Annotated in this window: 20 protein-coding genes; 14 read left to right on the forward strand and 6 right to left on the reverse strand. The window is 51.2% G+C overall.

The features are described 5' to 3' along the window. Positions 1–41: 41 nt before the first annotated feature. Both cgtA and proB read left to right on the forward strand, forming a co-directional pair. Positions 42–1,238 carry an Obg family GTPase CgtA gene (cgtA, locus tag CJA_RS02260; protein WP_012486140.1) on the forward strand — a complete coding sequence of 399 codons (1,197 nt, stop codon included), beginning with the start codon at positions 42–44 and terminating at the stop codon, positions 1,236–1,238. Positions 1,239–1,277: 39 nt separating this feature from the next. Beyond that, complete coding sequence (proB, locus tag CJA_RS02265) at positions 1,278–2,399, forward strand: glutamate 5-kinase (RefSeq protein WP_041550937.1); 1,122 nt, start codon at positions 1,278–1,280, stop codon at positions 2,397–2,399. A 66-nt stretch (positions 2,400–2,465) separates the two neighbouring features. Here proB and CJA_RS02270 read toward each other — a convergent pair whose 3' ends face one another. After that, the gene (locus tag CJA_RS02270) at positions 2,466–4,424 is read right to left on the reverse strand and encodes an Ig-like domain-containing protein (RefSeq protein ID WP_012486142.1); all 1,959 of its coding nucleotides are present in this window, start codon (positions 4,422–4,424) and stop codon (positions 2,466–2,468) included. 343 nt (positions 4,425–4,767) lie between these two features. Here CJA_RS02270 and CJA_RS02275 point away from each other — a divergent pair, with 343 nt between their 5' ends. Continuing rightward, positions 4,768–5,961, forward strand: coding sequence for a class I SAM-dependent rRNA methyltransferase (locus tag CJA_RS02275; protein ID WP_041551915.1), 1,194 nt, complete (start codon positions 4,768–4,770; stop codon positions 5,959–5,961). A 24-nt stretch (positions 5,962–5,985) separates the two neighbouring features. Here CJA_RS02275 and CJA_RS02280 read toward each other — a convergent pair whose 3' ends face one another. After that, positions 5,986–6,639 (reverse strand): histidinol-phosphatase, encoded by a 654-nt coding sequence (locus CJA_RS02280; protein ID WP_012486144.1) that lies wholly within the window; start codon positions 6,637–6,639, stop codon positions 5,986–5,988. 208 nt (positions 6,640–6,847) lie between these two features. Here CJA_RS02280 and CJA_RS02285 point away from each other — a divergent pair, with 208 nt between their 5' ends. From CJA_RS02285 to CJA_RS02335, 11 genes are all read left to right on the forward strand, one after another. Further along, on the forward strand, positions 6,848–7,360 hold the full coding sequence (locus CJA_RS02285) for an RNA pyrophosphohydrolase (RefSeq protein ID WP_012486145.1): 513 nt from the start codon (positions 6,848–6,850) through the stop codon (positions 7,358–7,360). Positions 7,361–7,399: 39 nt separating this feature from the next. Then, on the forward strand, positions 7,400–9,670 hold the full coding sequence (ptsP, locus tag CJA_RS02290) for a phosphoenolpyruvate--protein phosphotransferase (protein WP_012486146.1): 2,271 nt from the start codon (positions 7,400–7,402) through the stop codon (positions 9,668–9,670). Between the two features lie 75 nt (positions 9,671–9,745). Beyond that, complete coding sequence (lgt, locus tag CJA_RS02295; RefSeq protein ID WP_041550939.1) at positions 9,746–10,597, forward strand: prolipoprotein diacylglyceryl transferase; 852 nt, start codon at positions 9,746–9,748, stop codon at positions 10,595–10,597. Between the two features lie 44 nt (positions 10,598–10,641). Further along, positions 10,642–11,481, forward strand: coding sequence for a thymidylate synthase (locus tag CJA_RS02300; protein WP_041550941.1), 840 nt, complete (start codon positions 10,642–10,644; stop codon positions 11,479–11,481). Positions 11,482–11,502: 21 nt separating this feature from the next. Further along, a complete protein-coding gene (locus tag CJA_RS02305) occupies positions 11,503–12,018 on the forward strand; it encodes a dihydrofolate reductase (RefSeq protein ID WP_012486149.1) in 516 nt (171 codons plus the stop codon). Positions 12,019–12,300: 282 nt separating this feature from the next. Next, positions 12,301–13,083 (forward strand): DUF3450 domain-containing protein, encoded by a 783-nt coding sequence (locus CJA_RS02310; RefSeq protein ID WP_041550943.1) that lies wholly within the window; start codon positions 12,301–12,303, stop codon positions 13,081–13,083. Then, the gene (locus CJA_RS02315; RefSeq protein ID WP_012486152.1) at positions 13,080–14,462 is read left to right on the forward strand and encodes a MotA/TolQ/ExbB proton channel family protein; all 1,383 of its coding nucleotides are present in this window, start codon (positions 13,080–13,082) and stop codon (positions 14,460–14,462) included. Before CJA_RS02310 ends, CJA_RS02315 begins: the two co-directional genes overlap by 4 nt. Before the next feature lie 12 nt (positions 14,463–14,474). Further along, entirely contained in the window at positions 14,475–15,002 is a 528-nt protein-coding gene (locus CJA_RS02320) for a MotA/TolQ/ExbB proton channel family protein (protein WP_012486153.1), read from the forward strand. Between the two features lie 44 nt (positions 15,003–15,046). Next, complete coding sequence (locus CJA_RS02325) at positions 15,047–15,451, forward strand: ExbD/TolR family protein (RefSeq protein ID WP_012486154.1); 405 nt, start codon at positions 15,047–15,049, stop codon at positions 15,449–15,451. 5 nt (positions 15,452–15,456) lie between these two features. Then, positions 15,457–16,086: an energy transducer TonB gene (locus CJA_RS02330; protein ID WP_012486155.1), complete on the forward strand. Its 630-nt coding sequence runs from the start codon at positions 15,457–15,459 to the stop codon at positions 16,084–16,086. An 11-nt stretch (positions 16,087–16,097) separates the two neighbouring features. Continuing rightward, positions 16,098–17,480: a tetratricopeptide repeat protein gene (locus CJA_RS02335; protein ID WP_012486156.1), complete on the forward strand. Its 1,383-nt coding sequence runs from the start codon at positions 16,098–16,100 to the stop codon at positions 17,478–17,480. A gap of 156 nt (positions 17,481–17,636) precedes the next feature. Here the strand turns inward: CJA_RS02335 and ilvD are convergent, their stop codons facing one another. The 4 genes from ilvD to argE all read right to left on the reverse strand — a co-directional run bounded on the left by ilvD (position 17,637) and on the right by argE (position 22,587). Beyond that, positions 17,637–19,481 (reverse strand): dihydroxy-acid dehydratase, encoded by a 1,845-nt coding sequence (gene ilvD, locus CJA_RS02340; protein ID WP_012486157.1) that lies wholly within the window; start codon positions 19,479–19,481, stop codon positions 17,637–17,639. Positions 19,482–19,613: 132 nt separating this feature from the next. Next, the gene (locus tag CJA_RS02345) at positions 19,614–20,075 is read right to left on the reverse strand and encodes a GNAT family N-acetyltransferase (protein WP_041550945.1); all 462 of its coding nucleotides are present in this window, start codon (positions 20,073–20,075) and stop codon (positions 19,614–19,616) included. A 2-nt stretch (positions 20,076–20,077) separates the two neighbouring features. Next, complete coding sequence (gene argA, locus CJA_RS02350; protein WP_012486159.1) at positions 20,078–21,406, reverse strand: amino-acid N-acetyltransferase; 1,329 nt, start codon at positions 21,404–21,406, stop codon at positions 20,078–20,080. Between the two features lie 26 nt (positions 21,407–21,432). Further along, entirely contained in the window at positions 21,433–22,587 is a 1,155-nt protein-coding gene (argE, locus tag CJA_RS02355) for an acetylornithine deacetylase (protein WP_012486160.1), read from the reverse strand. Positions 22,588–22,649 lie beyond the last annotated feature (62 nt).

The following is a 22,649-nucleotide window of genomic DNA, read 5'->3' on the forward strand; positions in this document are numbered from 1 at the left end:
GATTTAATTGATCCTGGTAAATTTTCCCTGCGGAGATAGCTGTGAAATTTGTAGATGAAGCCCCGATTTCTGTGGAGGCCGGCAAGGGTGGCAATGGTGCCCTGAGTTTCCGCAAGGAAAAATTTGTTGCCAAAGGTGGCCCCGATGGCGGTGATGGCGGTGATGGCGGCAGTGTATTTCTGGTTGCCGATGAAAACCTCAACACTCTCATTGATTACCGCTTTCAGCCCAAATATCGCGCGGAAGATGGTGAGAAGGGGGCCAGCAAGAATTGCACCGGTGCCAAAGGTGACGATTTACTCCTGCCTGTACCTGTGGGTACCACCGTCATTGATATGGATACCGAAGAGGTGTTTGGTGATTTGACCGAGCATGGCCAGCGGCTCAAAGTCGCCCAGGGCGGCTTTCATGGTCTGGGTAACACCCGCTTTAAATCCAGTACCAATCGCGTTCCGCGTAAAACCACACCGGGTACCGAAGGCGAAAAGCGCAATCTCAAGCTCGAATTAAAAGTATTGGCCGATGTGGGGATGTTGGGTTTGCCCAATGCCGGTAAATCCAGTTTCATTCGTGCCGTTAGCTCGGCCAAGCCTAAAGTGGCGGATTATCCGTTTACTACCCTGGTACCCAACCTGGGTGTTGTGAAAGTACAACAGCATCGCAGCTTTGTGATTGCGGATATCCCCGGCTTGATCGAGGGCGCATCGGAGGGGGCAGGTTTGGGGGTTCGCTTTCTCAAGCATTTGACCCGCTGCCGCCTGCTGTTACACATGGTAGATATGGCGCCGGTTGATGGCAGTAATCCGGTGGATAATGTGCGCGTTATTGCCAATGAGTTACAAAAGTTCAGCCCAACGCTGTCCAATCGCGATCGCTGGTTGTTATTAAACAAAATTGATCTGCTGCCCATTGATGAGGTAGAGGCACGTTGTGCGGCGGTTGTTAAGGAGCTGGAGTGGACCGGCCCGGTATTTCGTGTGTCAGCCTTGAAACACGAAGGCACGGCGGAGTTGAGTGGCAAAATCATGGATCATCTGGAGGCTATCTGGGAAGAAGAGCGTGAAAATCCGGATGCGCGCGCGCTGGAGCTGGAGCGGCAAAATCAAATGGCCGCAGAGGCGCGTGAACGTATTGAAGAATTGCGCGAAGCTCGCCGTCAGGCGCGACTGGCTGCGGGTGAAGATGACGACTTCAACGAAGATGATTACGATGTTGAAGTCATTTACGTTAATTATTAATTAACAATCCTTTCCAAAATAATGAGTGCTCAGGGCTTCATGAGTAAACGTGACATTATTCCCCAGGCAAAGCGCTGGGTTGTAAAAATTGGCAGTGCCTTGCTGACTGACGATGGCAAAGGTCTTGATGCCGTCGCTATTGCCGGTTGGGTAAAGCAAATGGCTGAGTTGCGCCAGCGGGGTATTGAGCTGGTGCTGGTGTCATCCGGTGCGGTGGCGGCGGGCATGCGTCGTTTGGGTTGGAGTTCTCGCCCGACAGAAATCCACCAATTGCAAGCGGCAGCAGCTGTTGGGCAGATGAGTTTGGTGCAAACCTATGAGGTGGAGTTCCAGCGCTATGGTCTGCTCACGGCACAAGTGCTGCTTGACCATGATGACCTTTCGTCGCGTCAACGTTACCTCAATGCGCGTTCTACATTAAAAACCCTGGTGAATTTACAGGTAGTGCCGGTCATCAATGAAAACGACACCGTAGTAACGGATGAAATCCGTTTTGGCGATAACGATACGCTTGGCGCCCTGGTGGCTAATTTGATTGATGCGGATTTATTGGTGATCCTCACTGATCAGAAAGGCATGTACGACAGCGATCCTCGCTCGAATCCCAGCGCACAACTGCTCAACGAAATTGCTGCGGCTGATCCTCGACTGGAACAAATGGCGGGTGGCGGTGGTGTGTTGGGGCGCGGGGGAATGATTACCAAAGTACGCGCTGCGCGTGTGGCGGCTCGCTCTGGTGCAGATACCATTATTGTGGGTGGCCGGATTGAGAATGCGTTACTGCGCATCGCCGAAGGGGAAAGTCTGGGGACTTTCCTGTGGGCTGAACAACAACCCCAGGCTGCCCGTAAGCGTTGGTTATCCGGTCAATTGCAAACCCGCGGCACCTTGGTGCTTGATGATGGTGCTGTACGTGTCGTGCGTGAGCAGGGCAAAAGCTTATTGCCTGTCGGTGTAAAAGAAGTACGCGGTGACTTTACCCGTGGTGATATGGTTATTTGCGTAGACCTGCAGGGCAGGGAAGTTGCTCGTGGCTTAGTGAATTACCACGCTGAAGAGGCTGCCAAAATTATTGGCAAACCCAGCAGCCAGATTGAGCAGATATTGGGTTATCGCGATGATAATGAATTAATACATCGGGATAATTTGGTGTTGAGCTGATACTCGGTTGCTATGTGTATGCCTGCCATTTTAACAAGCGGGCATACACATTTGTGGGCTTTGTTATTATTGCAGATTAAGCTGATTTACCGAAATAGTACGCTCATAAATTATATCACCAACAGGTTGAGGAGCTTTAATAGAAACCCTAACGCCGATTTGGCCAGCGGGAGATCCTTCGTCATTTGCTATAACACTAATGCTGATCTGTTGAGGGTCATCCATTGCTGTAAAAGGCCCCTTGGGGGAAATGGTTGCAGTAGCGTTTTTCAGGCCAGATGTATCAAGGCTGAGCTCAGTGCCTTGAGGGACTCCATTACCATTTTTATCTGCTAGCCAGAACCAGGTTGCTCCTGAGCCCCCTGCTGGCACCAAAATATTCTGGTCGATAAAAGGAAGGCGGCCAGTTGTGTTGTCAAACAACAGATTGTGGCTAGTCACAACAAGAACCAAATCTTGCCTTATGGTTACCTGTGCTTTGCTGCAGGTACCCTGCGCGGCTGATTCTTCACTGCACAGAATTCCATTATACATGCCATTGCTGGGGTCATATTCCTGATTATTATTAAAGTCAATAAACTCTTCGTTGGCATCACGAATACCGTTTTCATTTTTATCCAGATAAGCTTCGGCAAGGTCGTCGCAGGGAACCAGATCTGAGCCAGTTGGGATTTGAGAGGTTGAGAGAGGGGCATTAAGCGAGCAATTGCTATTTTCTTTTGAGAAAATATCGCGCTGAGTGTTATCGAAGCGACCGCTGCCATCACCATCGATATAGCTCTCGTTGCCAACCGCAGTGGCTAAAATAGTAGTTCTGCCTGCACGCTCCTTACGACATATGGCCAGTTCTGTACCTTGAAGTGAGAATCCGGAGTCGTTGACACAAAGAAGGCGATTGACTGAATAATCTGAACTATCGCGTTGAATTTGTGGGTTTTGACTGCGCCATACTACAGTACAAGCGCCTGCTGTATTCGTGTTGCAGCTGTCATCAATAGACCCACCTTCTGCCGTGAAGGCAATAGTGGTACCTTCCGGGGGCGGGTTATTAAATGCATCACCAAGTCTTGCGGTGATAGTGGACTCAACTCCCTGAATATCAAAACCTACAGGGTTGGTGACTGTTGCACCTAATGAAAAACTATCCTGATCAGGAATACCTGTCGAGATAACCAGTCGATCCGATTGAGTTGAAATACTGCCAGTTCTTGCCGTGACCCTGACGGAGGTGTGCACTGTTCCCGATTTTACTGTGGTAGTGGCATAGCCTTGGCGATCAGTTTTTGAGGCTGCTGTAGAGAGGGTGATCCCACCTGTGGTGTTGCTGAGGGAGAATTCGACATCTACATCTTTGATTGGGTCTTGATTGTTGTTGTTACTTAATACCTGAAAGCGAACAACAGAGGTCTCCTGTCCACCAGTTCCCGCAATGCCTACGAGGCTTGGTGTGGCATCAACAAATTTAATGCTGCCCACAGTACCCTGTTCAACATTAATGGTTGTCTGTGCCTCTTTTGTGACTTGATCAATCGTTGCGGTGGCGGTTATCAGGTCTGGGCCAACACAGCCTTTAGCTGTGTAAACAATCGTTGCTTCACCGCTGGTAGATGTGACAGTCTGAGCCGCAACTCCCAATTGGTCAGTCAGTACAGCTTCTCCAGCTGCTACACATTTAGAGTTAAATCTTACGGCAATATTACTGGTGACCAAGGTATTGGTGTCGCTGACAATATTTACAGTTAACGTAGTAGAGCCACCAGCGGAAAGCGTTTCTGAAAGTATCCCTATGCCGATTTGCCCGTTCACAAAACTGGTACCTGAGCCAAAGCCTATTTTTCTTGCAGTGACCGAGTCGACACTGGAGAAGGAGCTTGATCCGCTGGTATTTGTATCGCTTCCAGTGGATGAGTTGCCGGTACTGGATTTATACCCATCCAGCGGCGACGAATCCCCGCCGCCACACGCGCTAATCAGCAGGCTTAAGAGCGCTGCGCTTATCAATTTGGTTGTTGTTTGAATTTGCATGGTAATTTCCTAAGTTGCCTGGCTGCTAGCACCGGGAAGCAATCATCGTCGTCTACTGTTGTTAAGAGAGGGTGTGGACAACTGTGATAAACCGGATCAAGAGTCTGCCCTAAAGTCTTGAGTCTCGGGCATTTATCCTAAGGTTTTAGGCTAGCCTATCTCCGTCAATTGATAAAGCCTCAAGGTGTTAAAAAACGACCGCCTGGCGGGTGATTCGACCCTGTTTGTGCGTCTTTTGGCATTTCCGGTTGGGATAATTGCGGTGGTATGGCAGGCATTGCAAGCCACCTCGTCCTGTAATCGCTATAATCCGCGCCCCTGTTGTTTGCATGAGGCCATGGCTATGAATCTTCCTTCGCTTATCTTGAAACCCCAGGCGGATCGCCGCCTTAAGCTCGGTCACCTGTGGATATACAGTAACGAAGTAGATACAGAGCGTTCACCCTTAAAAAACTTTGCGATGGGACAGCAGGTGGTGGTGACATCAAATGCGGGTAAGCCCCTCGGCATCGCCTTGATGAACCCCAATGCACTGATCTGCGGACGTCTGGTAAATCGCGATCCTTCACATCCCCTCGATAAATCCCTCCTGGTTCATCGTATTAAGCAGGCATTGTCCTTGCGCGAGTTGGCGTTTGCTGAGCCGTATTACCGGTTGATCTATGGCGATTCCGACCTCCTGCCGGGATTGGTCGTGGACCGTTTTGGCGATTACTTGGTGGTACAGATTGCCTCGGCGGGGATGGAGCAGGTAAAGGACGCTATTGTGGAGGCGCTGGTACAGGTCATCAAGCCAGCGGGTGTTTTGTTGAGCAATGAACACAGCGCGCGCGTATTGGAAAATTTGCCAGAATACACCGAAGTAGCTTATGGCGAGATGCCGGAGGTTGTAGCACTGGTGGAGAATGGCGTGCGCTTTATGGCGCCCGTACAGGGAGGGCAAAAAACCGGTTGGTTCTACGATCACCGTGTGAACCGTGCCCAATTGCAGCAGTATGTGGCGGGTAAGCGAGTACTGGATGTCTTTTCCTATATTGGCGGCTGGGGTGTCCAGGCGGCAGTCGCAGGGGCACAGGAAGTTTTTTGTGTGGATGCTTCAACGGCAGCAACAGATGCCGTCCTGGAGAATGCCAGTGTGAATGGTGTTGCCGACAAAGTGGCGGCTATCCAGGGTAAGGCTATCGATGTACTCAAACAGTTAATTGCGGATCAGGAGCGTTTTGATGTGGTGGTGCTGGATCCGCCTGCCTTTATCAAAAAGCGCAAGGATCAAAAGGCCGGTGAGGCCGCCTACCGGCATATCAACGAGTTGGGAATGCGCTTGCTGGGGCGCGATGGCTTGCTGGTTTCTGCATCCTGTTCCATGCATCTGGCAAAGGATACCTTGCTGGACATTGTCCGCGCTTCCGGGCGTCACCTGGATCGACATGTACAAATTATCGGCCAGGGGGGCCAGGGGCCGGATCACCCGATTCACCCGGCTATCCCGGAGACCGACTACCTGAAGGCAGTGTTTGCCCGGGTTTATCTGGCTTAACCTGCTCAGAAATCACGGCAATCATCAGCGCAAGCTGATGATCGGCCATTCCCGCTGGTGGGCAATACTTATCAGACGCTCGTCCGGGTCTACGGCGACAGGGTGGCCCACTTGCTCCAACAGGGGTAAGTCGTTGATGGAGTCGCTGTAAAAATACGCCTCTCCCAAGTCGAAATCCTTTGCTTGTAACCACTCCTGCAGGCGCAGGACCTTACCATGCTGGAAGCTGGGTGTGCCCACATAGTTTCCGGTGTAGCGAGACCCGACCAGCTCCGGATCGGTCGCGATAATATCGTCCACCCCTAAATAGGTTGCAATCGGGCGAGTCACGAAGCCATTGGTGGCGGTGATGATCAATAGGTAGTCGCCCTTGGCGCGATGCTCACCCAGCAGGGCTTGTGCCTTGGGGAGTAACATAGGGGCAATATGGGTTGCCATGAACTCGCTATGCAATTGGGCCAGTTGCTCAAGGCTATGCTCAGTCAGCGGTTTCAGGGAAAACTTCAAATAAGCGTCTATATCCAGGGTGGCATTTTTGTAGTCCTGATAGAACTGGTCGTTGGCGCGCTTGTAGAGTTCGGCGTCTACTAGGCCCCTCTCTACCAGGAATTGTCCCCAGCTGTGGTCACTGTCTCCGGCGATTAACGTATTGTCCAGGTCAAAAATGGCTAGGTTCACAGCGGGGCTCCTCTCGCTAAAAGGTGGCTAGGATAGCGGTATGGGCGGGGCGGCTCAATTGCCGGGAATGAAGGAGTAAGGTTGGCGTAACATCTGTACATTCGCAGTTGCGGCTTTGGCTCATCCTGTTATAGTGCGGCCAATACCCGGTCGTGGAACATTGTCATAATGTCTTCACAACTTACTGAATTTGTAGGGAATAAGTCCCGTGATTGATGCTGACGGTTTTCGCCCCAATGTGGGCATTATCCTGACCAACCATCAGGGGCAGTTGTTATGGGCGCGGCGAGTCGGTGGTCAGGATGCCTGGCAATTTCCCCAGGGGGGGATTAATGCCCACGAATCACCAGAGCAGGCACTTTACCGCGAACTGCACGAAGAAGTAGGGTTATATCCGCAGGATGTGGAAATCCTGGCCTGTACCCGGGGGTGGCTGCGCTATCGGCTTCCTCACAGGTTAGTGCGCCATAATTCATTGCCTTTGTGTGTCGGACAGAAACAGAAATGGTTTTTATTGCGTCTATTAAGTGATGATGCCCGTGTGTGCCTGGAAAACGGCGGACGGGCAGAGTTTGATGATTGGCGCTGGGTAAGCTACTGGTATCCGCTGGGTAAGGTGGTGGCTTTCAAACGTGATGTCTATCGGCGTGCGCTCAGGGAATTATCATTGGCACATGCGCAACTCGAAAATAGTAATCGCAAGGAGCTTTCAAGGGGCTGATTCCACAGCCATTTGACGACAACAACAAAGAACTCATTCATGCTCAACTCACTGCGTTCCATCGTCCAGGAAGTTAATGCCGCGCGCGATATGAAAAGCGCGCTGGTGATTATTGTTACACGTGTAAAACAGGCGATGAAAACCCAGGTGTGTTCGGTATACCTGCGCGATGCCCAGGGCGACTATGTGTTAATGGCTACCGATGGCCTCAACGCCAGCGCGGTAGGGCAGGTGCGCCTGGCGGCCGGTGAAGGACTTGTCGGGCGTGTAGTCGTGCGCGAGGAGCCGATTAACCTCGAACATGCTGAGGCTCACCCCAGTTATCAATATTTTCCGGAAACCGGTGAAGAGCGCTATAGCTCTTTCCTGGGCGTTCCCATCATTCACCACCGCAAGGTTCTCGGTGTCCTGGTTGTACAGCAGATAGAGCAGCGCCGCTTCGATGAAGGTGAAGAAGCGTTCCTGGTGACTATGTCAGCACAGCTGGCGGGTGTCATTGCCCATGCTGAGGCGACCGGGGTCGTGGTAGCGCCCGGCGAAAAAGCAACCCAGGCCAAGTTTGCCGGTGTTTCCGGGGCTCCTGGCGTGGCTGTTGGTCAAGCAGTGATTATTTCACCGCTGGCTGATTTGCGTTCTGTTCCCTATCAGGCCTGTAAAGATGTTGATGAAGAACTGGCATTCTTCCACCGTTCGCTGGCAGCTGTACGGGAAGATATCAAGTCCTTGGGGTCACAGCTCAAGTCGCGCATTAACCGCGAGGAGCAGGCGCTGTTCGACGCCTATTTAGCGATGCTTGATGATGCCTCTCTAGGGGGAGAAGTGAGTGAACGTATCCGCAAAGGTGCCGTAGCTGCTTATGCCTGGAGTGAGGTGATTCTTGAGCACGAATCTATCTTCAACAGCATGAGCGACCCCTATTTACGTGAGCGCGCTGCCGACTTGCGTGATCTTGGGCGACGCGTGCTGGCGTATTTGCAAGAGTCCAATCAAAAAACGCGAATCTATCCGGATAAAACGGTATTGATCGGCGAAGAGCTGACAGCATCCATGTTGGGTGAGGTCCCCAAGGAAAAATTGGTAGGCCTGGTGTCTGTACTGGGCTCCAGCAACTCCCATGTGGCAATTTTGGCGCGTGCCATGGATATTCCTACGGTCATGGGGGCCGTAGACCTGCCCTTTACCCAGTTGGAAGGCCGCCAGGTCATTGTTGATGGCTATAAGGGCAATGTTTATAGCGACCCGAGTGACAACCTGCTTAAGCAGTACGAAGCCATCGAGCTGGAAGAGCAAGCGATTGTCAAAGGGCTGGAGGCGCTTAAGGATCTGCCTTGTGAAACCCTTGATCATTATCGTTTACCCCTGTTTGTCAATACGGGACTGATGGCGGATGTCGTTCGTTCGCTAGAGCGCGGTGCAGAGGGCGTTGGCCTCTATCGCACCGAAGTTCCCTTCCTGTTGCGCGATCGCTTCCCCAGTGAAGAGGAGCAGCGCGCGATTTATCGCGAGCAGCTAGGGGCGTTTGCGCCGCACATGGTGACTATGCGCACCCTGGATATCGGAGGGGATAAGGCCTTACCCTATTTTCCAATTGAGGAGGACAATCCCTTTCTTGGTTGGCGGGGTATCCGGGTCACCCTGGATCACCCCGAGATATTCTTGTCCCAAATACGTGCGATGATCAAAGCCAGTGAGGGGCTTGATAACCTGCGTATACTCCTGCCAATGATTACCAATGTGCATGAGGTCGATGCTTCTAAAGCGCTCATTCATCGTGTTTACAGCGAACTCGTCGAAGAGGGTTATAGCGTAAAAGTGCCGCAGATTGGCGCTATGGTTGAGGTGCCTGCCGCGGTTTATCAGGCGCGTGAACTATCCAAAAAAGTAGATTTCCTGTCGGTAGGTAGTAATGACCTAACGCAGTATTTATTGGCGGTGGATCGCAACAATGTCCAGGTGGCGGGACTTTACCAGGCTTACCATCCCGCTGTGTTGCAGGCGCTTCAGCATGTGGTTGATGCCGGTCATGCCGAGCAGGTCAGTGTGAGTATCTGTGGCGAGCTGGCGGGCGATCCCGGCGCTGCCATATTGCTGATGGCAATGGGGTATGATGTGTTGTCCATGAGTGCAACCAATCTTCCCAAGGTGAAATCCGTGATTCGCAATATAACCCTGGTCCAGGCAAAGGAACTATTGGCTGAGGTTATGCAAATGGCCTACGCAGAGCAGATTCAGGCGCGGGTCAATCGAGCCTTGCGCGAGGCGGGAGTCACTCGCCTGATGCGCACAGCAGTAACGGATGAGGCGAGCTAGCTCCGTTACCTATTTGTCATCTTTCTTTTATATCGTGCCGGGCCGGTAACCCCGTCCCCAGATAGGTTGTGTTTTATGTTGAGCTACCCGGATATCAATCCCATTGCCCTCAGTATTCCCGGCTTTGAGCTTATGGGCAGGGACTTTGGTCCGTTTAATGTCCACTGGTATGGCATCATGTACCTGTGTGCCTTTGCCAGCGCATGGGCATTGGCAGTTTATCGCGCAAGGCGTCCCGGTTCGGTGATTACTGTCCCCCAGGTTGAAAATCTGATTACCTACGGTGCTTTCGGCGTCATCATTGGGGGGCGTTGCGGGTATGTCTTTTTCTACGGGTTTGATCAATTCCTTGCTGACCCCTTGTGGTTAGTGCGTATTTGGGAAGGTGGTATGTCCTTCCATGGCGGGTTGATTGGTGTCATTGTCGCTATGCTGATTTACGCCCGTCGCCTGAAGATTTCCTACCTTAAGCTGATGGATTTTGTTGCGCCTATTGTCCCCTTGGGATTGGGGTTTGGTCGGTTGGGTAATTTTATTGGTCAGGAACTTTGGGGGCGAGTCAGCGATGCACCCTGGGCTATGGTATTTCCCAAGGCGATGGATCCGGCGGGGATCGCGCGGCATCCGAGCCAGCTCTATCAGGCTTTCCTTGAAGGGCTGGTGCTGTTTTTGATTGTTTTCTGGTTTTCTTCCCGTCCGCGCCCACGGGCTGCCGTGTGCGGGGTATTCCTGGTGTTTTATGCCATCTTCCGCTTTTCTGTTGAGTTCGTACGCGAGCCGGATGAAGGCGTGGGGTTTGTTTTGTTGGGGTGGATGACCCGTGGGCAAGAGCTCTGTATTCCCATGTTCTTGCTGGGTATAGGGCTGCTGGTTTATGCCTATATATATAGTCCTGATAAAGTGGTGTCCGGCACGGGTAAAAACTGATTACCGCCTGTGTGAATGTCTGTCGTCTTTAGGTTTTGAAACAAATGAAACAATATCTGGATCTTATGCGCGATGTGGTAGAGAACGGTGTGACCCGTGGTGACCGCACAGGCACAGGTACTCGCTCGGTGTTTGGGCGCCAGTTACGCTTTGATCTCGCGCGTGGTTTTCCTTTGGTGACAACCAAAACCGTTCATCTTAAAAGTGTCATCGTGGAGCTGTTGTGGTTTTTGCAAGGTCGCACGGATGTTACCTGGCTGCAGGAAAGGGGATGTAGTATCTGGAATGAGTGGGCCGCCGAGAGCGGTGATCTTGGGCCGGTGTATGGGAAACAGTGGCGCAGCTGGGCTTGTCCGGATGGCTCCACGATTGACCAGATCAGCCAGGTTATTGAGCAGATTAAGGCCAAGCCCAATTCGCGCCGTTTGATCGTCAGCGCCTGGAACCCTGCAGACTTGCCGGATGAGGCCCTGAGCCCACAAGAGAATGTACGACAGGGGCGTATGGCGTTGGCAGCTTGCCATACGTTATTTCAGTTTTATGTGGCGGATGGAAAATTATCTTGCCAGCTTTATCAGCGCAGTGCGGATTTATTTCTTGGTGTACCTTTCAATATTGCCAGCTATGCTCTGCTAACGCACATGATTGCGCAACAATGTGATTTGGGTGTGGGAGATTTTGTTCACACCTTTGGTGATTGCCATCTTTACAACAATCACATCACCGATGACATAGTTTACGAACAATTAACACGGGAACCGAGAAATTTGCCTAGACTGATTATCCGTCGTCGTCCGTCGTCGATATTTGATTACGAACTGGAAGATTTTGAGTTTGAGGGTTACCAGCCTTATCCACGAATTGCTGCCCCAATAGCAGTCTAGGCAATTTCGGAGGCTGGTTTCATGCAAGTTGCTCTAATAGTTGCTGCTGCTGCCAATGGCATTATAGGTCGTGATAATCAGTTGCCATGGCACCTTCCCCAGGATCTCAAGTACTTCAAAGCCACCACCATGGGTAAGCCGGTGATTATGGGTCGTAAAACCTATGAGTCCATTGGCAAGCCGTTACCTGGGCGACCCAATATTGTGGTAACGCGCAATCCGTTATGGCGTGCGACTGAGGGCGTAAAGCTGGCGGGTAGCCTGGAAGAGGCATTGGCCCATGCCGAAGAACTGATAGCAGATTCGCCGGACTTGCTGCCAGAGGCAATGGTTATCGGTGGCGCAGAGATTTATCGCTCAGCTCTACCGCTGGCGAGTCGTGTCTACCTGACTCGTGTCGATGTTCAGGTGGATGGCGATGCATTCTTCCCGGTTTTGGATGAGGGGGAGTGGCAATTGGCCAGCTCTCGGGATGGTGAAAAAAATGCGGCACTTCCGCATCGTTTTCTTGTCTATGACCGATTGGCTAATAAGTAGTCGTCAATAACCAAATATTCTTGAAAATGGGAAAAAATCTCTCATTTTTAGGTGAAGAATAGATTTGTGTTACTGGCAGGCGTGTTACTTTTTAAATTTTGTTACCTGTTTGATACCAAAATACACACGTACAAGGCTTTTGGATAAATCATTGGAAGTGAGCTATGTCGCTTATTACAATGCCGCAGTTCTTAGCTGCCTCCTTGAGGCTACGTGGATAACGTGTCCGTGGCAGCTTGCTGTCACAAACTCAATTGATTGAATACCCGAGTTGGGGGGATTATGAAAAATCAGCGATTGAAAGCCGTGGCTGTGTCCACAGTGCTTTCTGCCAGCGCGCTTATGGGTAGCGTTGCTATGGCAGATCAAACCCTGGATGCAGTGCTTCAGGTGGGTCAGGCAAAAACTACTCTGGCTCAGGATTCTCAAAAACGTATTGATCGTTTGGCTCAGGAAACTGATGAGCTGACGCAACAATTCAAACAACAAAACAAGCTGATTGAAGACCTGCGTGTATTCAATGCCCAAATGGAAAAACAAGTTGCCAAGCAATTGGAAGTTGTTAGCGATTTGGAGCAATCAATTGAAAAAGTAACTGTCATCGAGCGTCAGATTCAGCCGCTTATTTTCCGCATGCTGGATAGCCTGGATCAGTTCGTAAGCCTTGATAAGCCTTTCGATGTACAAGAGCGTAAGGATCGTATCCAGTCTCTGCGTAACAACCAGGATCGCGCGGATATCTCCGTGTCCGAGAAATTCCGCCAGGTTCTTGAGGCCTACAAAATCGAATCTGCATATGGTTCGACTATTGAAGCCTATAAAGATACGTTGAATGTCAATGGACAAGAGCGCGAAGTTAACGTTCTGCGTGTTGGCCGTATTTCTCTGATGTATCAAACTACCGATGCAAAAGAGTCCGGTGCCTATGATCCGACTGCCAAAGAGTGGATCGCCCTGGATAGCTCATACAATAGCCGTATCCTGAAAGGGTTGCGTATTGCACGTGACCAGGCATCAAAAGATATTATGGTTATGCGTGTACAAGCGCCGGAGGCAGCACAATGAAAATGAAGTTTGTAAAAAGCTGTCTGTTTGCTGCAGCGGCTGGTTTGCTGGCATCCAGTTTTGCGATGGCGCAAGAAAAAGCAGCAACGCTTGATCAGCTGTTGGACATGGTAAAAAAGTCACAAGTCAGTGAGTCCGCAGAGCACAAGCAACGCGAAGCTGAGTTTGCTCGTGATAAAGCTAACCAAGCCAATTTGCTGGCTCAGGCCAAAGCAACGCGTCAGGCGGAAGAGGCTCGCTCTGCCGCGCTTGAGAAAAAATACGCAGAGCAGCAACTGCTGGTGAGTCAAAAGAGAGCTCAGCTGAATGAGCGTCTTGGCTCTATGCGTGAGTTGTTTGGTCACCTGACTGCTACAGCAGGGGATTTGCGCGCGACATTGGATACTTCTCTGGTCAGTGCTCAATACCCGAATCGCGGTGACTTCCTGGAAGCGTTGATTGAGAAAATGAATGGCAGTACCAAGCTGCCAGACATCGAAGAAATCGAGCGCCTTTGGTATGAAATCCAGCGCGAAATGGTTGAGAGTGGTCGTGTTGTAAAATTCAATGCCAATGTTATTAAACCCAGTGGTGAACAAACTTCTCAGGAAGTGGTTCGCGTAGGTACCTACAACCTGGTTTCTGATGGCAAATACCTGACATTTGATGGCTCCAAGGTTCAGGAACTGCCGCGTCAGCCAAGTGCCCATCTGGCTGGTGCTCAAGCGCTGCAAAACGCTGCTCCCGGATCAGGTACTGTTGATTTCGGTGTGGATCCAACAGGTCCTGCGGGTGGTCAGTTGCTTACTGCATTGATCGATACCCCTACTTTCCTTGAGCGTGTTGATCAGGGCGGTGCTGTAGGTTATGTGATCGTTGTTATCGGTATCTTTGGTGTGCTGCTTGGTTTCTGGCGCATCCTGGTACTCTTTACCGTGTCCGGTAAAGTTAAAGCACAGCTCAAGTCGCAGAAGCCCAGCACCAATAACCCATTGGGCCGTGTATTAAAAGTTGCAGAAGAAAATGCCAAGGTTGATACAGAAACTCTTGAGCTTAAGTTGGAAGAGGCAGTTCTTAAAGAGCGTCCCGCCATCGAAAGCGGTCTGGCTATCTTGAAAATTATCGCTGCAGTAGCTCCTCTGCTGGGTCTGTTGGGTACCGTAACCGGTATGATCGAAACCTTCCAGGCAATCACTATCTTCGGTGCTGGCGACCCCAAAAACATGGCTGGCGGTATCTCCGCGGCATTGGTAACCACAGTGCAAGGTCTGGTAGTGGCTATTCCTGTCGTACTGATGCATACCTTGGTAAATACTCGTGCCAAAGCGGTTATCCAGGTTCTCGACGAGCAAACTACTGGCATCATTGCAGAGAACTCTGAACGTAGTCATAAGGCGTAGAGGAGATAACTCATGCAGGCTTTAACGGAAGCATTTGCTGCCATTGGAGCCTTTATGGATCAGGGCGGTCCGGTAATGTATGCCATTGCCGCCCTTACCTTTGTAATGTGGGCTCTTGTTTTTGAAAGAGTTTGGTATTTCAGAGGCGGTCTAAAAGGCGATGTTCAGCAAGCATTATCCTCATGGGAAAAGCGCCCAGAGCGCAAATCCTGGAATGCTCACCAAATCCGTGCTGCCATGGTTTCCCGTATGTCAGCAAAGATCAACCAGAACATGGATATGATCACCACCCTTATCGCACTCTGTCCATTGATGGGGCTGTTGGGAACGGTGACTGGTATGATTGAAGTGTTTAGTGTGCTTTCTCTAACAGGCGGTGGCGACGCAAAGCAAATGGCTGGCGGTGTATCACGTGCAACAATTCCCACGATGTCAGGCATGGTGGCAGCCATTTCGGGTCTGTTTGCCAATACTTACCTGACTCGTGTTGCAGAGCGCGAAGATCGTCTGTTTGCTGACCATCTGACCATGGATCATTAATTAAGTCGTCGCTTAATGTTTAACCTGTAATAAAGAGATGTCCCATGAGCAGGAACAATGCTAAACAAGACGAAGAAGCTCAGGCAATTGACTTGACGCCCATGTTGGACGTTGTGTTCATTATGCTGATCTTCTTCATCGTCACTGCTACCTTTATTAAGGAAACTGGTAAAGAGGTTACTCGCCCTGAAGCGACTACCGCAGATGACAAAAAGAACGCGACTATTCTCGTCGCCGTCGGTGCCGATAATGAAATCTGGATTGACAAGAAAAAGGTTGATCCGCGTGGTGTTCGTCAGGTAATTGAGCGTATGCGCGCAGACAACCCCAAGGGTGGTGTTTCTATCCAGGCGGATACAGCATCACGTATTGAGTTCGTATTGGAAGTTGCTGACGCTGCGCGTGAAGCCGGCGTTACCGATGTGTCAGTCTCTACGCCGAAGAAATAGTAGCTATGAACTTTGCAAAAGTAAGTTTGTCCGGCCTTTTGGGTTTGATAACCACTCTGTTGCTTCTCTATGTTATGTACCAATTGGTTAATAACGAAATGAAGCCTCAGGAAGCCAAGGCCGCTGTGAAGATTCCGGATATTCGTATGCCGGATACCAAGATCGAAACTCGTTTCGAAGACGCAAAGCCAGAGAAACCCCAGGAGCCGGATGCCCCACCGCCGGAAATATTGGAGCCTCAGTTTGATACTCCGGAGATTAGTGCAGAGTCCCTGAATATGCAGGTTCCGATAGCGAATACTGGTATTGAAGTGGGGGCAGGTGCCTTGGCTTTCAGTGAGGGTGAATACCTCCCGATTGTAAAAGTGCCGCCAGAATATCCCAGTACTGCGCTCTCACGTGGCATAGAAGGTTTCTGTACGGTGGTATATACCGTAACTGAAACGGGTAGTACACGTGATCCGGAGCCGATTCCCGGCGAATGTGTTACAAAAGATGGCAAACCTACTACTGTATTCAATCGCGCGTCTGTAAGAGCTGCATTGAAGTTCAAGTACAAGCCGAAAGTGGTTGACGGCAAACCAGTAGAGGTTCCCGGTGTTAAAAACCGATTCACTTATGAGTTGGCTAAGTAAGGAGTAAAGAAATGAGACAAGTTATACCTGCCGTTTCTCTTGCCCTTAACAAGTCATTGCTGGCAGCGTTATTGGTTGCCAGCCCCTTGGTGGTATCTACAGTAGCCAAGCATTTCGCTCCTGAATCTGCTCTGGCAAGTGTATCCGCGGTGCAAGCGCAAGTAACGGCTAAAAATAAGCATGCAAATGAGCAGCGCAAGTTTCCTAACCTCTCTGAGGCGTTCGGTAAGCGTATTCAGGAAGCTGCTAACGCATTACAGCCACCAGAGGAAAGTAAGGCCCAGCCAGACCCTCGCAAAGCCTTGCAAATTTTGGGTGAACTGAGTGCTAAAGGTAATCTGAATGCCTATGAGCAAGTGTTGCTTAACCAGTACACTGGCTATGCTCATTTGGGTGCAGAGAACTATCCCAAGGCAATAGAAAGCTTTAATAAGATGCTGACTCTTGTCCCCAATATGCCTGTGGCGACAGAAGCGCAGACTTATTTGACACTGGGGCAACTCTATTCTGCTCAGGATAATCCCAGGAAAGCGCTCGAGCTTTTGTTAAAGTGGACAGAATACGTTGACTCTTTAAGACCTGAACAGCAATACATGTTCGCCAGTCTTTACTATCAACTGGAAGATAACCGCAATTCTCTGTTGAATATTAATGAGGCTGTTAAAAATCAGGAAGCAACTGGAAAAGTGCCAATTGAATCCTGGTATTTGCTGCAGCGCGGTTTGTATTTTGATAAAGAAGACTACAAGAGTGGTTTGGTTGTTCTTGAAAAGTTGATCAAGCACTATCCCAAAGCACAGTACTGGCGACAGGCTTCTCAGGTTTATCGCATGATGAATCGCGAGAAGGATGCCCTTGCTGCGATGGAGGCTTGCTATCTGCTGAATGGACTTGAGAGCGAGAAAGATTTGCTCAACCTCGCGTACATGTTCCTTGAGGCAGAGGTTCCTTACAAAGCCGCCAAAGTGCTTAATCGCGGTATTTATGAAACCAAGAAAGTTGAGCCATCCGCCAAGAACTTGAAGTTGTTAGCGGACTCCTGGCGCCTGGCGCAGAATGTCAGAAACTCTTTGACTGAGTACGAAAAGGCGGCAGCCAAGTCTACTGACGGTGAATTAATTATCGGTTTGGCGGGGGCTTACCTTGCTAACGATAATTATAAGGATGCATCCAAGTGGGGACGTGATGCCCTGCGGAAAGGTGGTATCAAGCGCGTTGACCTTGCTAATTTTACCGTTGCACAAGCTGAGCTTGAGATGAAGAACTATGATGAAGCTATCAAGTTCTTCAAAGAAGCGGGAAAAGATGCTCGTAGTAGTAAGGTTGCCAATCAATGGGCAACCTACGCCGAGAAAGAAAAAGAAAAGGCAGAACTTGCCAAGCGTGGTATCTGATTTAACGGGATATCGCATGTTATAAAACAAAAGGCCGGTAGAAATACCGGCCTTTTGTTTTGGTCAGAAGATTAAAATATTTAATGCTGCATATTTAATCAATAATGGATGTTGATCATAGGGCCCTTCCTTGAGCTGTATAAGTTCAAGCCTGGCTTAATCCAATTTACTCAGATCACGCACGGCACCCTTGTCCGCACTGGTGGCAAGCATGGCATAAGCTTTCAACGATGCACTGACTTTGCGTGGACGAGCTTCTATCGGCTTCCAGGCTTTATTGCCCTTGGCTGCCATAGCGTCACGGCGCTCAGCCAGTTCCTGGTTGCTCAACTTAACATTAATGCTGCGATTGGGGATGTCGATATGGATGATGTCGCCTGTCTCAACCAGACCAATAGCACCGCCTGCAGCAGCTTCGGGAGATACATGGCCAATTGAGAGGCCAGATGTACCACCGGAGAAGCGTCCGTCTGTCAGCAGGGCACAGGCTTTACCCAAACCCTGGGATTTGAGGTAGCTGGTGGGATAGAGCATTTCCTGCATGCCTGGACCACCGCGGGGCCCTTCGTAGCGAATCACTACCACATCGCCTGCTTTGACCTTGCCATCCAGAATATCTTTAACGGCTTGGTCCTGGCTTTCCACGACATAGGCGGGACCTTCAAATACCCAGATGCTCTCATCTACACCAGAGGTTTTTACAACGCAGCCGTCGAGAGCGATATTGCCCCGGAGTACCGCCAATCCACCTTCTTTGGAATAGGCGTGTTCAACCGAGCGGATACAGCCTTCCACTCGGTCTGCATCCAGTGTTGGCCAGCGGGTTGCCTGGCTAAAGGCAACCTGGGTGGGAATACCTGCCGGGCCAGCGCGGTAGAAGGTGGCGACAGCATCGGAGCCGGTGCTGATGATGTCCCATTGATCCAGCCCTTCCTGCAGGGTTTTGCTGTGTACAGTGGGAACCTGGTTGTGCAACAGGCCGCCGCGGTTTAGCTCTGCCAGAATGCCAACAACGCCGCCGGCGCGGTGCACATCTTCCATGTGGTATTTCTGGGTATTGGGGGCAACTTTGCACAGCTGGGGTACTTTGCGGCTCAGGCGGTCGATATCCGTCATAGTGAAGGGCACGCCACCTTCCTGGGCTGCTGCCAGTAGGTGCAGGATGGTATTGGTAGAGCCGCCCATGGCGATGTCCAGGGCCATAGCGTTTTCGAAGGCTTCGAAGGTTGCAATAGCGCGAGGCAACACACTCGCGTCATCTTGTTCGTAATAACGCTTGGTGATTTCTACGATGCGGCGACCGGCTTCAAGGAACAGCTGTTCGCGGTCGGCGTGGGTGGCCAGGAGTGAACCATTGCCGGGCAGGGAAAGCCCCAGGGCCTCGGTCAGGCAGTTCATGGAGTTGGCGGTGAACATTCCGGAGCATGAGCCACAGGTAGGGCAGGCTGAACGCTCATAGGCTTCCACTTGTTCATCACTGGCATTTTTGTCGGTACCAATCACAATCGCATCAACCAGATCGAGCTTGTGTTCTGCCAAACGGGTTTTGCCTGCTTCCATCGGACCACCGGAAACAAAAATAACTGGAATATTGAGGCGCATGGCGGCCATCAACATCCCAGGGGTGATCTTGTCGCAGTTGGAAATACACACCAGTGCATCGGCACAGTGGGCATTGACCATGTATTCCACCGAGTCGGCGATGATATCGCGGCTGGGCAGGCTGTAGAGCATGCCGTCGTGACCCATGGCGATACCGTCATCGACGGCGATGGTGTTGAATTCTTTGGCGACGCCGCCAGCTTTTTCAATTTCGCGTGCAACCAGCTGACCGAGGTCTTTCAGGTGGACATGGCCGGGGACAAATTGGGTAAAGGAGTTGGCGACAGCGATGATGGGCTTTTGGAAGTCCTCATCCTTCATTCCTGTCGCGCGCCACAGGGCGCGGGCACCGGCCATATTACGGCCCGATGTCGTGGTTTTGGAGCGGTAAACCGGCATAACTGACCTCGATTCTTGGAATAGCGGCTAACAGAGGGCTTCTATAATAACAGATGGCCTCCGGCAGCCGCAGTAGGATTCGCGATCAGGGCAATTAACCTATAAGCAGGGAATTTATTGGATGTTGAACTTCTATAGGCAGTCCAGTTGCATAATGGTGATCGGTGTATCGCGATATACCTCTTTGCTGAGGGGTTTCCAGCCGAGTTTGCTATAAAAGACTTCTTGATCGGGAGTGAACAGATAAAGGTGTGGCCATTGGCTGGATGCTGCCAGTGCCATAATTGCTTTTACCAGCGCACTGCCCAGGCCGCGACCACGCTGGTCATTGCGCACAAAGACATTGGCAAGCCAGGGGCTGAGTTCCGGTTTGTTATCCATGTCTGCGGCAATTAACGCGGCAGAGCCGAGGACCTTATCGTTTTCCACGGCAATTAACAGGGTCGGGATGGTGGCCTCACCAAGATAGGCCCGCATTTTGTCGATGCGATCGGCGAGGGTTTCTCCGGGGTTTAAATAGCCCCACTCTTCATGATGCCAGCGCGCCAGTGTGGGTAAGTGTTCGGGGGCGCTGCGCAGGTCAATAATGTCCATGGTCAAACAAGAGATTTAATAAAAATTTTTGAATTGCGTTGATAGTTGTAGAGCAATTGCCGCTGTACCGGTAAATCGTCCAGTTTTCCCTGCATAAAACCCTGCTCAATAAACCAGTGTGCTGTTTGGGTGGTGAGTAAAAACAGCTGTTTGATTTTTTGCTTGCGTGCCTGGTGTTCAACTTGTTGGAGCAACAGCGCAGCCCGACCGCCTTTGCGATAGTCCGGATGGGTGGCAACACAGGAAAGTTCAGCCGTATCCCCATAGGGATAAAGTGCTGCACAGGCGATGATGGCACCGTCTTTTTCCATGACATGGAATTTACTGATCTCGGTTTCGAGGACTTCGCGCGAGCGGCGTACCAGGATGCCCTCCTCCTCCAGCGGACGAATCAATTCAAGGATACCGCCAACATCGTCAATAGTGGCAGAGCGCAATTGCTCGTAATGGCCCGAATAGATCATAGTGCCCAGGCCATCGCGTGTGAAAAGCTCGGTGAGCAGGGCACCGTCGGTGGTATAGCTCACCAGTTGCGCACGCGGTACGCCTTGCAGGCAACTCAGATAGCAGGCACTGACGGCTTGCTGCAAATCCGGATTGGCATGTTCACCCAGTTTTTCGTAGTAGGTTTCCAGATAGTGTTTGCATTCCTGCAGTGACAACTGGCGAATTAAATGGCTGTCGTCGTCCAGTACGCCGTCACCTTCTATAAACGCCAGCAGCTTGTCGGCTTTGATAGCAATGGCAACATGTGTAGCCACATCGCTAAAGGAAAGATTGAATACTTCGCCCGTTGGTGAATAGCCGCAAGGGGATAACAGCACAACCGCACCGGAATCGAGCGCCGTATGCAGGGCGCGGGTGTTGATGCGACGCACCTTGCCGGTGTGCTGCAGGTCTATGCCTTCGATTACACCATAAGGCATGGCGACCACAAAGTTGCCGCTGATGACCTGCATGTCGGCGCCGTGCATGGGGGAATTGGGCAGTCCGGTGGATAGTGCGGCCTCCACCGTTGTGCGCGCCTCACCAATGGCTTGAATAACCAGGCTCAGGCTTTCGCTATCGGTGATGCGCAGGTTTTTGTGGAAATTGCTGTAAGTGTCTGCGACCTGCAGGCGTTCGTCGATTTGTGGACGTGCGCCATGTACCAGTACCAAACGTACCCCGAGGCTGGACAGCAGGGCTACGTCATGGATGATGTTGTGGAAGTTGGGATGCTTGATTCCCTCGCCCGGCAACATGAGCACAAAGGTTCTACCCCGATGCTTATTGATATAGGGCGATGAATGGCGAAACCATTTAACGTAGTCTTGGGAAATATTGGGCACGTTTGTTCTCTGGTTGTGAATATGGCTTATAGACAGTAACGCTCAATCAGTTCGCGCAAAATTTTCACCGCTGGCTCTATTTGGTCGAGCGGAATAAATTCATCGGGCTGGTGCGCCTGGTTGATAGAGCCGGGACCTAGCACCAATGTTTGCATACCCAACTGTTGCATAAAGGGAGCCTCCGTGGCAAAGGCAACGCTTTCGGCACTGTGGCCGGTGAGTTGCTCGCAAACTTGCACCAGGTCGCTGGTTCTGTCCTGTGCGAAGGGATCTACGCCTTCAAACAGGGAGGAGAGCACTATATCTGTCCCGGTGCGCTCTGCAATAGGGGTAAGGCGCTGTTGGATAGCCTGGCGTATGGCTTCATTTTCCATACCGGGTAGCAGGCGCAGATCGAAATGCAGCTCGCAATCAGCACAGATCCGGTTAGCGCCGTCACCGCCGTGAATACAACCGAGGTTGAGTGTTGGTGTTTGCACGGCAAAACCCGGGTCCCGGTATTTCAATTGCAATTCACTGCGCAGGGCCAGTAATTCTCCCATTACATTGTGCATGGCCTCCAGTGCGTTATTGCCCAGGGCCGGGTTGGACGAGTGGCCGCTTTTACCGCGCACACGAATAGCTTCCATCATGATGCCTTTGTGGGCGCGCACCGGCACCAACCCGGTTGGTTCACCGATGATGGCGCAGCCTGGTGTTGAGCCCTGCATCCCCTCGCGCACCAGGGCACGTGCACCGCTCATGCTGCTCTCCTCGTCAGCGGTGGCCAGTACAATCAGTGGGTGGCGGAAACGTGTATACAGGTAGGGCTTTACTGCTTCGATAATGACCGGGAAAAACCCCTTCATGTCTGTTGCGCCCAGGCCATAAAGTTTGCCGTCTTTTTCCGTGAGGGTGAACGGGTCGCTCTGCCAGCGGTTGGCATCATAGGGCACAGTGTCTGTATGGCCGGCAAGTAGTAACCCTCCTTCACCTTTACCCAGGGTGGCGATGAGGTTGGCTTTCCCCGGTTGCTCCAATGGCATCACCCGGGTGATGAAGTTCATGTCGGCAAAGCTGTTGGCCAGGTAGTCGATAACCGGGCGATTGGGCATGTCCCACTCGGGTACAGCGCAGCTTACAGAGGGAATAGCTACCAAATCCCGTAGTTGTTGGCGGTAGTGCTTAGCATCGAAAGTCATGGGGTGATATGCCCTTGTGGCGAAAGCCTGTATCGGGTTGTTATCGGTGATCGGGCATTAAA

This window comes from Cellvibrio japonicus Ueda107 (assembly GCF_000019225.1).
In the GTDB taxonomy this organism is placed as follows: Bacteria; Pseudomonadota; Gammaproteobacteria; order Pseudomonadales; family Cellvibrionaceae; genus Cellvibrio; species Cellvibrio japonicus.

Bases quoted from the DNA above. Each gene is read 5' to 3' on its own strand.
- CJA_RS02275 (WP_041551915.1), top strand. From the start codon at position 4,768: ATGAATCTTCCTTCGCTTATCTTGAAACCCCAGGCGGATCGCCGCCTT.
- CJA_RS02300 (WP_041550941.1), top strand. From the start codon at position 10,642: ATGAAACAATATCTGGATCTTATGCGCGATGTGGTAGAGAACGGTGTG.
- ilvD (WP_012486157.1), bottom strand. From the start codon at position 19,481: ATGCCGGTTTACCGCTCCAAAACCACGACATCGGGCCGTAATATGGCC.
- proB (WP_041550937.1), top strand. From the start codon at position 1,278: ATGAGTAAACGTGACATTATTCCCCAGGCAAAGCGCTGGGTTGTAAAA.
- CJA_RS02330 (WP_012486155.1), top strand. From the start codon at position 15,457: ATGAACTTTGCAAAAGTAAGTTTGTCCGGCCTTTTGGGTTTGATAACC.
- argE (WP_012486160.1), bottom strand. From the start codon at position 22,587: ATGACTTTCGATGCTAAGCACTACCGCCAACAACTACGGGATTTGGTA.
- CJA_RS02345 (WP_041550945.1), bottom strand. From the start codon at position 20,075: ATGGACATTATTGACCTGCGCAGCGCCCCCGAACACTTACCCACACTG.
- CJA_RS02305 (WP_012486149.1), top strand. From the start codon at position 11,503: ATGCAAGTTGCTCTAATAGTTGCTGCTGCTGCCAATGGCATTATAGGT.
- ptsP (WP_012486146.1), top strand. From the start codon at position 7,400: ATGCTCAACTCACTGCGTTCCATCGTCCAGGAAGTTAATGCCGCGCGC.
- CJA_RS02335 (WP_012486156.1), top strand. From the start codon at position 16,098: ATGAGACAAGTTATACCTGCCGTTTCTCTTGCCCTTAACAAGTCATTG.
- CJA_RS02325 (WP_012486154.1), top strand. From the start codon at position 15,047: ATGAGCAGGAACAATGCTAAACAAGACGAAGAAGCTCAGGCAATTGAC.
- CJA_RS02270 (WP_012486142.1), bottom strand. From the start codon at position 4,424: ATGCAAATTCAAACAACAACCAAATTGATAAGCGCAGCGCTCTTAAGC.
- CJA_RS02315 (WP_012486152.1), top strand. From the start codon at position 13,080: ATGAAAATGAAGTTTGTAAAAAGCTGTCTGTTTGCTGCAGCGGCTGGT.
- lgt (WP_041550939.1), top strand. From the start codon at position 9,746: ATGTTGAGCTACCCGGATATCAATCCCATTGCCCTCAGTATTCCCGGC.
- CJA_RS02310 (WP_041550943.1), top strand. From the start codon at position 12,301: ATGAAAAATCAGCGATTGAAAGCCGTGGCTGTGTCCACAGTGCTTTCT.
- CJA_RS02320 (WP_012486153.1), top strand. From the start codon at position 14,475: ATGCAGGCTTTAACGGAAGCATTTGCTGCCATTGGAGCCTTTATGGAT.